The 13751-nt window shown below is 70.0% G+C and carries 10 protein-coding genes; 2 read left to right on the top strand and 8 right to left on the bottom strand.

All coding sequences use genetic code 11. The annotated features are described in order from the left end of the window. Positions 1-70: 70 nt before the first annotated feature. The 3 genes from ABZU74_RS09380 to nrdR form a co-directional block, all read right to left on the bottom strand. Positions 71-1099: a hypothetical protein gene (locus tag ABZU74_RS09380; RefSeq protein ID WP_355420267.1), complete on the bottom strand. Its 1029-nt coding sequence runs from the start codon at positions 1097-1099 to the stop codon at positions 71-73. A 238-nt stretch (positions 1100-1337) separates the two neighbouring features. Next, positions 1338-4244, bottom strand: coding sequence for a vitamin B12-dependent ribonucleotide reductase (locus ABZU74_RS09385; RefSeq protein WP_355420270.1), 2907 nt, complete (start codon positions 4242-4244; stop codon positions 1338-1340). A gap of 34 nt (positions 4245-4278) precedes the next feature. After that, positions 4279-4779 carry a transcriptional regulator NrdR gene (gene nrdR, locus ABZU74_RS09390; protein WP_091400542.1) on the bottom strand — a complete coding sequence of 167 codons (501 nt, stop codon included), beginning with the start codon at positions 4777-4779 and terminating at the stop codon, positions 4279-4281. A gap of 539 nt (positions 4780-5318) precedes the next feature. On the opposite strand from nrdR, the gene lexA reads away from it, so the two are divergent. Next, positions 5319-6104: a transcriptional repressor LexA gene (lexA, locus tag ABZU74_RS09395; RefSeq protein ID WP_355420274.1), complete on the top strand. Its 786-nt coding sequence runs from the start codon at positions 5319-5321 to the stop codon at positions 6102-6104. A gap of 69 nt (positions 6105-6173) precedes the next feature. Here lexA and ABZU74_RS09400 read toward each other — a convergent pair whose 3' ends face one another. Together ABZU74_RS09400 and hflX are read right to left on the bottom strand one after the other, a co-directional pair. Then, positions 6174-7904, bottom strand: coding sequence for a hypothetical protein (locus tag ABZU74_RS09400; protein ID WP_355420277.1), 1731 nt, complete (start codon positions 7902-7904; stop codon positions 6174-6176). Between the two features lie 50 nt (positions 7905-7954). Further along, positions 7955-9409, bottom strand: coding sequence for a GTPase HflX (gene hflX / locus ABZU74_RS09405; RefSeq protein ID WP_355420280.1), 1455 nt, complete (start codon positions 9407-9409; stop codon positions 7955-7957). A gap of 183 nt (positions 9410-9592) precedes the next feature. On the opposite strand from hflX, the gene ABZU74_RS09410 reads away from it, so the two are divergent. Beyond that, positions 9593-11059 carry an NAD-dependent malic enzyme gene (locus tag ABZU74_RS09410; RefSeq protein WP_355420283.1) on the top strand — a complete coding sequence of 489 codons (1467 nt, stop codon included), beginning with the start codon at positions 9593-9595 and terminating at the stop codon, positions 11057-11059. A gap of 121 nt (positions 11060-11180) precedes the next feature. On the opposite strand, the gene dapF is transcribed toward ABZU74_RS09410, so the two are convergent. From dapF to ABZU74_RS09425, 3 genes are read right to left on the bottom strand one after another with little or no spacing between them, the layout of a single operon-like run. Then, a complete protein-coding gene (dapF, locus tag ABZU74_RS09415; protein WP_355420286.1) occupies positions 11181-12017 on the bottom strand; it encodes a diaminopimelate epimerase in 837 nt (278 codons plus the stop codon). 7 nt (positions 12018-12024) lie between these two features. Further along, positions 12025-12948 carry a tRNA (adenosine(37)-N6)-dimethylallyltransferase MiaA gene (gene miaA / locus ABZU74_RS09420; RefSeq protein WP_355420289.1) on the bottom strand — a complete coding sequence of 308 codons (924 nt, stop codon included), beginning with the start codon at positions 12946-12948 and terminating at the stop codon, positions 12025-12027. Continuing rightward, on the bottom strand, positions 12945-13712 hold the full coding sequence (locus ABZU74_RS09425; protein ID WP_355420292.1) for a hypothetical protein: 768 nt from the start codon (positions 13710-13712) through the stop codon (positions 12945-12947). The genes miaA and ABZU74_RS09425 overlap by 4 nt, the downstream gene beginning before the upstream one ends. Between the last annotated feature and the right edge of the window lie 39 nt (positions 13713-13751).

A 13751-nucleotide genomic window follows, 5' to 3' on the forward strand; every position in this document is an offset into this window, starting at 1 on the left:
CCCAGCAGGTCGGCCCGTCACTTCACGAGAGGCGCCTGGGTACGGTTCGTAGTATCCGGTAGTCGGCACCTCAGGCTCTTCCACTCCCGGCGACTTCCTCGTCATCATTCTTGCCTGCGGCACTCTTAGCTCCCCCAGAAATCAGCATCAAGATGATGGCGCCGCCGATCACCCAGGGCCAATAATTGGTCTCCTCGCTGGGACGCTTCTCGGCCCAGGTGCGAACGTCCAGGTGGACCGTGGTGCGACCACCGTCACGACGCAGCCGCTTGACTGTCAAAAGGCTTCTTCTGCCGGCGTCAGTGAGCACACAGTAACGCGCGCCCACCTTCAATTCTTTGAACGGTACGGCGCCATCTGGGACATAATCGGTATTGGCGGAACACATACCAAAGGTCGCTGCTGCGGAACTCTCGACCACCGCGATCTGGGTGCCAGCGTTCAGACTCCGGACGACAGCTTCGCCATTGTTGCCGAGGTCCTGCTTCGTGCTGAGCACGTCTGTCACGTTCCAATCAGGGCACAGAGAATCTAGATCCGCGTAGTAGCCCTCCGAGATGACCAGGACGCCGTCGTGACGTACGACATCGACGGCACCAGTGCCGCTGGGCGTGGGTGCGATCCCGGCCGGGGAGGCACACGGTTCCGCGCTCCCCGCCGAAGAACTCGCTGATGGAGACACGCTCGCCGACGGAGACTCGCTCGCAGAAGGGGACTGATCTGGCAAAGTGCGCTCATCTTGAGCCTTCGGCCCCGTCGACGTCGGCCCCCCGTTCGCAAAGAGTCCCGCCGCGACAACGATCAGTAGGCCCACGGCCATCACGGCGAGGCCAGCCAATACGCTTGGCCGCTTGAAGAACGAGACGTGGAGCTGGGAGCCTTCGTCACCTTGGGCGGACGACCTGCGCTGCTGCTCAACCAACGCCCCGGTGAACGTCCCGAGTGCAAGCAACATGCCGATGACGCTCGCGGCCTTGTCGGCCCGGTCGAGAGAATTCTCGCCCATGCAAACCGCCAGCAAGATCCAGGTCGTGAGCGCTATGCACGCCACCACGACGGCTGGGTGGATCTTCCTGCGGGGCGTCGGCGGCTCCGTCATCCCGGCATGATCTCAGACTGTCCCCACGGCATCATCCCTGATCTATGTCGGCTAGAAGACAGACTGTGCGGAACGGCCGGGGCCAACAATCGAAGGCCGCATGCCTCGAAGTCATATATATACCTCTGGGGCATATCGCCAACAGGCACATATTTCCTCGCGAGTCCGCGAGCATCTGGAAACGGCGCTGCCCCGACTCCCACGAGGGAAGCCGGGGCAGCGCCGCGTTTCGCGTACGTCAGCTGCAGCCGCTGGTGGAGCCGCAGCCCTCGCAGACGTAGCAGCTACCGGCCGGGCGCATCTTCGTACCGCAGGTGAAGCAGAGCGGCGCGTCGGCGGCCTTGCCGATCACGGCCTCCAGCAGTTCGGTGCTGGAACCCACGCTCGGAGCCGGCTTGGCGGCGGCCACGTCGGCCATCTCCTGTGCCGGCTGGGCCACAGCCTCCGGCTTGGCTGGGGTCTCCACCGGCGCGGACGACGCCATCGCGGTGAGCTCGGCGCCGGTGACGCCGGCGGCCTCCGCGTCGGCTTCGGCCCGCAGCTGCGCGGCCCGCTCCGAGGCGGTGAAGATGCCCAACTCGGCGCGGCGCTCGTAGGGCAGGAAGTCCAGCGCCAGGCGACGGAAGATGTAGTCCATCACCGAGGCCGCCATCCGCACGTCCGGGTCGTCGGTCATGCCGGCCGGCTCGAAGCGCATGTTGGTGAACTTGCTGACGAACGTCTCCAGCGGCACGCCGTACTGCAGGCCGATGCTGATGGCCACCGAGAAGGCGTCCATCACGCCGGCCAGGGTCGAGCCCTGCTTGGACATCTTCAGGAAGACCTCACCGAGGCCGTCGTCCGGGTAGGACGATGCGGTCAGGTAACCCTCGGCGCCACCGACGGAGAAGCTGACCGTCTCGGACGGGCGCTTCTTCGGCAGGCGCTTGCGCACCGGCCGGTACTCGATGACCTTCTCGACCGCGGCCGGCGCGGCCGGTGCGGTCTCGACGGCGGCCGGCTCGGTGGCCTTGTTCGACTTGGCCACCGAGAGCGGCTGGCCGACCTTGCAGTTGTCCCGGTAGATCGCCAGCGCCTTGAGGCCGAGCTTCCAGCCCTCGAAGTAGATCTTCTCGACATCCTCGACGGTGGCCGCCTCCGGCATGTTGACCGTCTTGGAGATGGCGCCGGAGACGAACGGCTGGATGGCCGCCATCATCCGCACGTGACCCATCGGGGCGATCGTCCGCTCCCCCATGGCGCAGTCGAAGACCGGGTAGTGCTCCGGCTTGAGGCCGGGGGCGTCCACCACGTGGCCGTGGTCGGCGATGTGCTCGACGATCGCCTCGACCTGCTCCTCGGGGTAGCCGAGACTACGCAGGGCACGCGGAACCGTCTGGTTGACGATCTGCATCGAGCCGCCGCCGACCAGCTTCTTGAACTTGACAAGCGCCAGGTCCGGCTCGACGCCGGTCGTGTCGCAGTCCATCATGAAGCCGATCGTGCCGGTCGGGGCGAGGACGCTCGCCTGTGCGTTGCGCCAACCGAACTTGTCGCCGATCTTGTTGCCCTGGGTCCACTGCTTGGTCGCCTCGCGGACGATCGCGGTGGCCACCGGGCTGGTCGGCTTGATCTCGTCGTTGGCCGCGGCGTGCTTGCGCATGACCCGCTTGTGCGGCTCCGCGTTGCGGGCGTAGCCGTCGTACGGGCCGACGACGCCGGCCAGCTCGGCCGAGCGGCGGTAGGCGGTGCCGGTCATCAGCGACGTGATCGACGCGGCGACCGAGCGGCCCTGGTCCGAGTCGTACGGCAGGCCGGTGGCCATCAGCAGGGCGCCCAGGTTGGCGTAGCCGATGCCGAGCTGCCGGTAGGCGCGGGAGGTCTCACCGATCTTCTCGGTCGGGAAGTCCGCGAAGCAGATGGAGATGTCCATCGCGGTGATGACGAACTCGACGGACTTGACGAACTTCTCCACCTCGAAGCCACCGTCGGCGCGGAGGAACTTCATCAGGTTGAGCGAGGCCAGGTTGCACGAGGAGTTGTCCAGGTGCAGGTACTCCGAGCACGGGTTCGACGCGGTGATCCGCCCGGTCTCCGGGCAGGTGTGCCAGTCGTTGATCGTGTCGTCGTACTGCAGGCCCGGGTCGGCGCACTCCCAGGCGGCCTGGGAGATGGTGCGGAACAGCTTCTTGGCGTCGACGGTGTCGATCACCGAGCCGTCCAGCCGACCGCGCAGGTCGAAGCCCTTACCGTTCTCCACCGCCGACATGAACTCGTCGGAGACGCGGACCGAGTTGTTGGCGTTCTGGTACTGCACGCTGACGATGTCGGAGCCACCGAGGTCCATGTCGAACCCGGCGTCACGCAGCGCGCGGATCTTGTCCTCCTCGCGCGCCTTCGTGACCACGAACTCCTCGATGTCCGGGTGGTCCACGTCGAGGATGACCATCTTGGCCGCCCGGCGGGTCGCGCCACCGGACTTGATGGTGCCGGCCGAGGCGTCCGCGCCGCGCATGAAGCTGACCGGGCCGGAGGCGGTGCCACCGGAGGAGAGCAGCTCACGGGACGAGCGGATGCGTGACAGGTTGACCCCGGAGCCGGAGCCGCCCTTGAAGATCAGCCCCTCCTCCTTGTACCAGTCGAGGATCGAGTCCATCGAGTCGTCGACGGCCAGGATGAAGCAGGCGCTGACCTGCTGCGGCGACGGCGTGCCGACGTTGAACCAGACCGGCGAGTTGAAGCTGAACACCTGGTGCAGCAGCATCCAGGTCAGCTCGTGCGCGAACACCTCGGCGTCGGCCGGGCTGGCGAAGTAGCCGTACTCCTCACCCGCGGTGCGGTAGGTGGTGACCACCCGGTCGATCAGCTGCTTGAGCGACCACTCCCGCTCCGGGGTCCCCACCGCTCCCCGGAAGTACTTGGTGGTGACGATGTTGGCCGCGTTGACGCTCCACGACTCCGGGAACTCCACCCCACGCTGCTCGAAGTTGATCGAGCCGTCCCGCCAGTTCGTCATGACGACGTCCCGGCGCTCCCAGGAGACCTCGTCGTACGGGTGGACCCCCTCGGTCGTCCACACCCGCTCGATCTTCAGCCCCGCGCCTGCCTTGTTTCGTGAACGGCTAGTTGTCACGCCGTCGCCCCCCTCGTCTGCGCGGTCACCCACCGCGCGTCCCAATCTCTCGAAAAACTGTGAAGACTCAGCTGGTACGGCCGGCGGCCTCAACCGCATCGGCCCGGCCCTGCTCCCGGGCTCGCGCCGCGGCCCGCAACGTCTCGATCTCGCGCTCGAAGTCGGCGAGCGAGTCGAAAGAGCGGTAGACGCTGGCGAACCGCAGGTAGGCGATCTCGTCCAGGTCGCGTAGCGGACCCAGGATCGCCAGGCCCACGTCGTGGCTGGGAATCTCGGCGGCCCCCTTGGCCCGGACCGTCTCCTCCACCCGCTGCGCGAGCAGCGCGAGTGAGTCGTCGTCCACCGGCCGGCCCTGGCACGCCTTACGCACCCCGCCGATGATCTTCGTGCGACTGAACGGCTCGGTCACCCCGCTGCGCTTGACGACCGCGAGCACCGCCTCCTCGACGGTGGTGAACCGCTTACCGCACTCCGGGCAGGACCGCCGCCGTCGGATGAGCTGACCGTCGTCGGCCTCCCGCGAGTCGACCACCCGGGAGTCAGCGTGCCGGCAGTACGGACACCGCATCGCCCACCTCCTAAAAATGATCAATTGCGAGCACCGGAACACCCCCGCGCACGCTCCACCGCGCCGGTGCCATCCTCGGATGACGCCCGCCGTGATCGACGTTACGGGAGTGCGGTCGGTAGTCAGACCCAACCTGTAGGCAACTTACGCCCGTGTCACTACTACATCTAGGGGTCGACCGTATGTCGCCGGGGAAGCCGGGTCAAGTTGGCCGGCGTGTCCGGCGCGTCACGCACCATCCGGTCATCCACGCCCCGGCACAACGCCCGAAGACCCAACGTCACGACCCCGCCCCGGTTACCGGTCAGCCAGCCGGACCCGACCGGAAAACGGGCGAGGATCGAACACCAGTGCTACCTGACGTACCATTTATCAGAACATCCGTACGACAGGAGCGCTTTTTCACCCCGACACGCCGGTGAGAGGTCGTACAGATGTTTGAAAATGACTGATCTCACCTATACGGTCATGAACAACGTGGCACCACCGCACGCACCACGAGCCGACGAGGCACCCAGCGCCGACCAGGGAGGACGGACGTGACCGAGGACCGGGCCAGCCGGCCGAAGAGCCCGCAGCAGATCACCGAGGCGGGCCTCCCGGCCACCCGACGCCGCAGCGCCGCGCGCAGCCGGACGGGCCAGCCCGCCGTGCGCCAGGTCACCCCGGTGGTCAGCGCCTTCCCCGACCCGGCGACTGTCGACCTGACCGCCCGCCAGCGCCGCATCCTGGAGTTCATCCGCAACTGGGTGGAACGGCACGGCTACCCGCCGAGCGTTCGGGAGATCGGCGAGGCGGTCGGCCTGGTGTCGCCGTCCAGCGTCGCCTACCAGCTCAAGGAGTTGGAGAAGAAGGGCTTCCTGCGCCGCGACCCGAACCGGCCGCGCGCGGTGGACGTCCGCGCCCCCAGCGAGGCGATCGACGACGAGCTGTCGAGGGCACAGCGACCCACCCCGGCGTACGTGCCGATGCTCGGTCGGATCGCCGCCGGTGGGCCGATCCTCGCCGAGCAGGCCGTGGAGGACATTTTTCCGCTCCCCCGCGAGCTGGTGGGTGAGGGCGAGGTCTTCATGCTCCAGGTCAAGGGCGACTCGATGCTCGACGCGGCGATCTGCGACGGCGACTGGGTGGTCGTCCGGCAGCAGCCGACCGCCGACTCCGGCGAGATCGTGGCCGCCATGCTCGACGGCGAGGCGACAGTGAAGACCTACCGGCGGCGCGACGGGCACGTCTGGCTGATGCCCCAGAACCCGGCCTTCGACCCGATCCCCGGTGATGACGCCACCATCATGGGCCGGGTCGTGGCGGTGCTACGCCGGATCTGACCGATCGGCGGGTGAGTGCGACAGCGCTCACCCGCACCGCTCGTCACGATCGAACGCCTTCAGCGCCGATCAGTAACGGTCGCCGCGGTGACCGCGACCGCCCCCGGGATACTGCCCGTACGGGTCGACAGGCGCGTCGTCGTCACGTCGTCTGCCGGGCCGCTGACCCCGGTAGTCGGGCTCCTGCCCACCGCGCCGGGGCGGCTCCGCACGACCGGACTGACCGCCGCCGTCGGCGCCGTAGACGCCACCGCCAGGACGGCCACCAGCCGGGGGACGACCACCGCTACCACCCTGCGGACGGCCACCGCCACCAGCCGGCGGACGACCACCACCTGCCGGGGGACGACCGCCGCCACTGGCCGGGGGACGACCACCGCCACCTGCCGGGGGACGTCCACCGCCGCCGTATACACCAGCACCGCCTGCGTCCGGTCGTGGCGCGCCGTAGCCACCGTCAGCTGAGGCCGGCCGGCCGCCACCGCCGTACACGGCACCACCCGCCGGGGCCGGGCCGCCGCGACCCGCACCACCGCCGTAGACCGCACCGCCGGCCGGCGCGCCGCCCCCGTACACACCACCCCTGCGGTCGTCGTCGGCCGGGAACCCGTCGACGGCACGGCCCGCGCGCGGGCCGAACGGCTCGTCATCCGGGTCCGACGTGTCGGACGGGTCAGCGGTCGGCGGCCGACGGCGGGCGCGGACGATGCCGAAGATGCCAGCGGCGACCAACAGCAGACCGATCAGCCCGACCGCCCCCACCAGGTACGTGATGTCGTCGAGGCTCAGCCCGTCGGTCCAGGATTTCGACGCAGCCGGTTTGCCGCCCTCCTCCGGACCCAATGGCGCGGCTGTCGAACTGGACGGGGTGTAGCTGAGGATGTCGAGCGGCTCATCTTCGGTGAAACGGCCCGCGTCGGAGACGGTGAGGAACGACTTCCCATCCGCGGTGTAGCTGATGGCCTCGCCGAATGGATCGGCCAACGGCGTCACCCGCGGCTTGCCGGTGGAGAGCGCACCCACGATGTCGCCACCGGTCACGTTGAACTCGAAGGCGTCCGCGTAGGTGCGCAGGACCACCCGGGAGCCGTCCGGTGCCCGGGACGCGCCGGTGATGGCGATCCGGCCGAACGTGTTGAGAGTGTTCTCCGTCTGCGTCTTCGGCAGCGTGAACTCGCCGGCCTTACGCATCGGCACCGGGTCGGTGTCGCCGCTCTTCAGGGCCGCCGACGGCGTGTAGATCTCGGCCTTGCCGCTGGTCACCTTGGTGATGATCAGCGGTTTTCCGTCGTCGCCGATGAGTAGCGCCTCGGCGTCGTGCGGTTTGGCCTCGGGGTAGGAGAGCCGATGCAGCGTCGGCTGCTTGGCGCCGGTGACCGGCATCGACCAGAGCGCGACGCGACTGCGGCGCTCCTTCGAGTCGGGGTTGTCACCGGTGTCGGCGATCCAGAGGGTGCTGCCGTCCTTGGACAGGGCGAGATCCTCGGTGTCGAACGGGCCCTGCCCCGAGTAGCGGACCGGCTCCTTCGAGATCTTGCACTTGCTGTCGAGGAAGAAGACCCGCTTGCGCGCCGGGATCTCGGTGCCGTCGTTGATGACGATGAAGCCACTCTTGGTGGCGACCAGCCCGGACAGCTCCCGTAGGCGTTCGTCGGTGATCGTGCATCGCTTCTGGCCGGGGTTGGCGGCGGGCGGCCCCGACGACCCGGGGGCGGGAGCCGCTGCGGCGACTCCGGCAAGCGCCACGGTTGCCCCGAACAGGCCGAGGGCAACCGTGACCGAGGAAACAACGCGGCGCATTCGGCCAGTGTCGCATGCCGCGCGTTTCCGGTGGATGACGCCGGGTCCGCTCAGGACCGGCTGCCGGCCGCCTGCCCCTGCCGCTGCACGTCGAACGCCGCCAGCTCCGCCGCGAGTTCCGCGCCGACCCGGACGTGCAGGAGGGTGCCCTCCGGCAGGTGCGACGTGCTGAGCACCTCACCCGTGCGGTGCGCCCGAGCGACCAGGTCGCCCCGGTCGTACGGCAGCACGGCCCGGACCTCAACGGCCGGGCTCGGCAGCCGCTCCTCGATCGCCGCACGCAGCTCGTCCATGCCCCGCCCGGAGTACGCGGACACGAAGATCGCGTCGGGCCAGAGCCGCTTGAGCCGCAGCAGAGTGTCCTCGTCGGCCGCGTCGGTCTTGTTGACCACCAACAGCTCGGGCAGCCGGTCCGCGCCCACCTCGGCGAGCACCTCGTGCACCGCCCGGACCTGCTCCTCCGGATCCGGGTGGGTGCCGTCGACGACGTGCACCACCAGATCCGCCTCCGCGACCTCCTCCAGCGTCGAGCGGAACGCCTCGACGATCTGGTGCGGCAGGTGCCGGACGAAGCCGACCGTGTCGGAGAGGGTGTAGAGCCGCCCGTCCGAGGCGGTGGCCTTGCGGGTCGTCGGGTCCAGCGTGGCGAACAGCGCGTTCTCCACCAGCACGCCCGCGCCGGTCAGGCGGTTGAGCAGGCTGGACTTGCCGGCGTTGGTGTAGCCGGCGATCGCCACGGCAGGCACGGAGTTGCGGGTGCGTCGGGCACGCTTGGTCACGCGTACCGTGCGCATGCTCTTGATCTCGCGACGCAGCCGGGAGATGCGGTGCCGGATGCGCCGCCGGTCGGTCTCCAGCTTGGTCTCACCGGGACCACGAACACCCACACCGCCGCCGGCGCCACCGCCCCGGCCGGAACCACCGGTCTGCCGGGAGAGCGTCTCACCCCAACCGCGAAGGCGAGGCAGCAGGTATTCGAGCTGGGCCAGCTCGACCTGAGCCTTACCTTCCTTGCTCTTGGCGTGCTGGGCGAAGATGTCGAGGATCAGCGCCGTGCGGTCGACGACCTTGACCTTGGTGCGCTGCTCCAGGTTGCGCAGCTGCGACGGGGACAGCTCACCGTCACAGATGACCGTGTCGGCGCCGGTGGACAGCACCACCGCGCCGAGGTCGTCGACCTTGCCGCGGCCGATGTACGTGGCCGGGTCGGGTCGGGTACGACGCTGGATGAGCCCTTCGAGCACCTGCGAACCGGCGGTCTCGGCCAGCGCGGCGAGCTCGGTCAGCGAGTTTTCCGCGTCGGTGACCGTGCCGTCGGTCCAGACGCCCACCAGGACGACCCGCTCCAGCCGCAGCTGGCGGTATTCCACCTCGGTGACGTCGGTGAGCTCGGTTGACAGGCCCGGGACGCGTCGGAGGGACTGCCGCTCCGACAGCTCCATCTCGCCGGTGGTGACGTCGTCGAGCTCGTCCTCGACGGGGACAAAGCTCTCCTGGTCTCGCAAGCGGTTCTCCTGTCCGTTTTGATAAGTAGAACGTAATCCTGACATGACACAACGCCGAACGCACCTGCTATATGCCCATGGTGAAGGTCGCCAAAAGTGGGGGCGAATGCTGGTCGGCCGCGACAACCCGGTAGAAATGCGGACGGCGGCCGAACGGCCGCACAGCCGTTACGGAGGGATCCCGTGGCCATCACCCGACTGCCCAGCGCCGGATTTTCGATCACCATCCGGATCGCCGTGACCGCGGACGCATCCTCGATCGGCCGGCTCACCACGTCCGTCGGCGAGGCCGGGGCGATCGTCACGGCGCTGGACGTGGTGGACTCGGACCCGACCCACGTGATCGTCGACCTCACCTGCGACACCGCCGACGCCGGTCACGCCGACCAGGTCGTCGACGCGCTGACCGCGCTGGACGGCGTGGACGTGCGCAAGGTGTCGGACCGGACGTTCCTGCTGCACCTGGGCGGCAAGATCGAGGTGACCTCGAAGGTCGCGCTGCGCAACCGCGACGAGCTGTCGCGCGCGTACACCCCGGGGGTGGCCCGGGTCTGCATGGCGATCGCCGAGAACCCGGCCGACGCCCGGCGACTGACCATCAAGCGCAACACCGTCGCGGTGGTCAGTGACGGCTCGGCGGTGCTCGGCCTGGGCAACCTCGGCCCCGCCGCGTCGCTGCCGGTGATGGAGGGCAAGGCCGCCCTGTTCAAGCGCTTCGGCGGGGTGGACGCCTGGCCGGTGGTGCTGGACACCCAGGACACCGACGAGATCGTGCAGATCGTCAAGGCGATCGCGCCGGCCTACGGCGGCATCAACCTGGAGGACATCGCCGCGCCGCGCTGCTTCGAGATCGAGGCCCGGCTGCGCGAGGCGCTGGACATCCCGGTCTTCCACGACGACCAGCACGGCACCGCGATCTGCGTGCTGGCCGCGCTGACAAACGCGCTGCGGGTGGTGGGCAAGCGGCTCGAGGACGTCCGGGTGGTCGTCTCCGGTGCCGGCGCCGCCGGCACCGCGATCATGAAGCTGCTGCTGCGCCAGGGCGTCGGCGACATCATCGCGTACGACCGGGAGGGTGCCCTGCACCGTGGGCTGACCGGGCTCAACTCGGCGTGGCAGTGGCTGGCGGACAACACCAACAAGGAGAACTACTCGGGCGACCTGCCCGGTGCGATCCGGGGTGCCGACGTGTTCATCGGGGTGAGCGCGCCGAACCTGCTCACCGGCGACGACATCGCCCAGATGGCCAAGGACTCGATCGTCTTCGCGCTGGCCAACCCGGACCCGGAGGTCGACCCGCGGGAGGCGCGCAAGCACGCCGCAGTGGTCGCCACCGGCCGCTCCGACCAGCCGAACCAGATCAACAACGTGCTCGCCTTTCCCGGGGTGTTCCGCGGCATGCTGGACGCGCACGCCGAGGAGTTCACCGAGGAGATGGCCATCGCGGCCGCCCGGGCCATCGCCGACGTGGTCGGCGAAGACAAGATCAACCCGACGGTGATCGTGCCGAGCGTCTTCGACTCCCGGGTCGCCCCGGCGGTCGCCGCCGCCGTCCGCGCCGCCGCGAACAACCCGAGCCCGCTCCCGGCCGCCGACCCCGGCCCCACCGATCTCCCCGAGATCGCGGCCAACGCCAGCGCAACCCCGTAACGGCCAACCGCCGGGCCCGCGCCCCCTCCCCCTCCGTCGATCATGAAGTTACTGCCACGACACGCCGAGCTGGCCGGCAATAACTTCATGATCGACGCGGTGCACCCACGGGGTGGGAGGGTCAGGTGGGGAGGTTTACCTCGCCGGTGGCGACCAGGACGGCTGGGCCGGACAGCCAGCAGGAGTTCTCGGTGACCGTGACCGTGAGGCGGCCGCCGGGGACGTCCACGGCTACCACGCCGGTGTCCCGGCCAGCATCGCGCAGCGCCACCGCACCCACCGCGCAGGCGCCCGTGCCGCAGGACAGGGTCTCGGCGCTGCCACGCTCGTACACCCGCATCAGGGTGTGCTCGTCGGTGCCGTCGACCGGGTCGCCCGCCACGATGAACTCCACGTTCACCCCGCTCGGGAAGACCGTCGGGTCGAACCCGGGCGCGACGGTCAGGTCCAGCGCGTTCAGCTCCACGCCGGCCGGCAGGACGCAGACCAGGTGCGGGTTGCCGACGTCCACCACCGCGCCGGTCAGGGTCAGCCCACCCAGGGTGGCGGCGGAGCTGTCGTACACCTGGGGTCGGCGCATCTCGACGGAGACGGCGTCGCCCTCGACCAGCGCGCGCACGACGCCGGCCCGGGTGGCCACCGGCAGCGCCGCGCCGGCGGGCGTGGCCAACCCGGTGTCGAGCAGGTAGCGCACGAAGACCCGGGCGCCGTTGCCGCACATCTCGGCGAACGAACCGTCGGCGTTCCAGTAGTCCATGAACCACTCGGCCTCGCCGGCCAGCCCGGCACCCTCCGGATGCTTGGCCGCGCGGACCACCCGCAGTACGCCGTCCGCGCCGATGCCCCGACGCCTGTCGCAGAGCGCCGCGACCAGCTCCGGGGTCAGCTCGAGCTGACCGTCCGGGTCGGGAAGGAGGACGAAGTCGTTGCCGGTGCCGTGGCCCTTGGTGAACTCCACTCCCCCATCATCGCGCAGCGGCCGGCACCAGGCGCAGGGCGGCCCCGATCAGGTCCGGGGTGGTCGAGTCCAGCCAGTGGATCCGCGGGTCGCGCCGGAACCAGGACCGCTGCCGGCGGACGAAGCGCCGGGTGGCCCGGACCGTCTCGTCGTGCGCCTGCGCCTCGGTCAGCTCACCGGCGAGCAGGCGCAGCACCTGCTGGTAGCCCAGCGCCCGGCTCGCCGTCCGCCCCTCGGGCAGGCCGCGCCCGACCAGCTCACGGGTCTCCCGCACCAGACCGTCAGCCCACATCCGGTCGACCCGCAACGCGATCCGCTCGTCCAGCACGCCGGTGTCCAGGTCGACGCCGAGCTGCACCGACGGGTAGTACGGCGTGGGCTGCGGCAACGAGGCCGCGAACGGCGCGCCGGTGAGCTCGATCACCTCCAGCGCCCGCACGATCCGCCGACCGTTGCCGGGCAGGATGCCCTCGGCAGCGACCGGGTCGGCGGCGCGCAGCCGCGCGTACAGCGGGGCCGGACCAACCTCGGCCAACTCCCGTTCCAGCCGCTCCCGCAGCGCCGCGTCGGTGCCGGGAAACTCGAAGCGCTCCAGCACCGCACGCACGTACAACCCGGAACCACCGACCAGCAGCGGCACCCGCCCCCGGGACAGGATGTCGTCCACCGCCGCGCGGGCCAGCCGCTGGTACTCCGCGACGCTCGCCGGCTCGGTGACCTCCCAGATGTCCAACAGGTGATGCGGCACCCCGTCCCGCTCGGCGGCGGTCAGCTTGGCGGTGCCGATGTCCATGCCCCGGTAGAGCTGCATCGAGTCGGCGTTGACCACCTCCCCGTCGAGGGCGTGCGCCAACGCGATGCTCAGCGCCGACTTGCCGGCCGCGGTCGGGCCGACCACCGCGACGACAGTGCCGACCCCGTCGCTTGTCACATCCGCTCCCAGGACGCCACGAAATAGGCCACCCCGTAGGGGGCGGAGTCGTGCAGCAACTCGCCGCGCCACCCACCACCGGCCGCGCGGGCCGCGCCGGCGAGCACCTGCCAGGGGGCGCGACCGGCCGCCTTCAGCTCCGTCGACACCATCGGGTCGAGGTCGAGCAGGGCGTCCAGGTCCGCGTCGGCCAGCGCCGCGGCAACCCCCTGGTCGTACGGGAGGGCGCGCGCGTCGTCGTACCCGGGTGCCTTCTCTCCCCGGCAGGCCGACCCGTCGCCGAGCACCAACGCCGCCACCCGGTCACCGGCGGCGTCGACCTCGCCGGCGAGTGCGGCCAGCTCGGCCGGGCCGGCGTCGGCGGCCACCTGCACGGCGGTCACCGGCGGTCGGGTGTCGTGGCGGGTCAGCAGCCACGCGCCGATGGTCAGGCTCAACGGCAGCACCGCGCCCCGGTCCGGCTGGCCGGGCACCAGCGGCACGTCCAGGTCGACACCCCAGGGCTGGAGGGAACCAGTCGCCGGGGGACGGATCGGGCCGGTCACCGGCCCGGTGCCCAGCAGCAGCAGGACGTCCGGGTCGGCGGCCAACAGCCGGCGTACGGCGGTGTCACAGGCCGCCCGCAGATCGTCCAACTCCGGGGCCGCGGAGCCGGCCACCTCGGGCACGAGCAGGGGCGGATGCGGGCAGACGGCGGCGGCGACCAGTGGCACCCGTTCACCGTAGCGGGAATCCCCGGTGCGTCTCCGAGCCGATCCGGTCATTCGGCCTCTAGGACACCGTATGGTCACGGTCGGCGATAG

Origin of the sequence: Micromonospora sp. NPDC005171 (assembly GCF_040608575.1) — a bacterium.
Taxonomy (GTDB): domain Bacteria; phylum Actinomycetota; class Actinomycetes; order Mycobacteriales; family Micromonosporaceae; genus Micromonospora.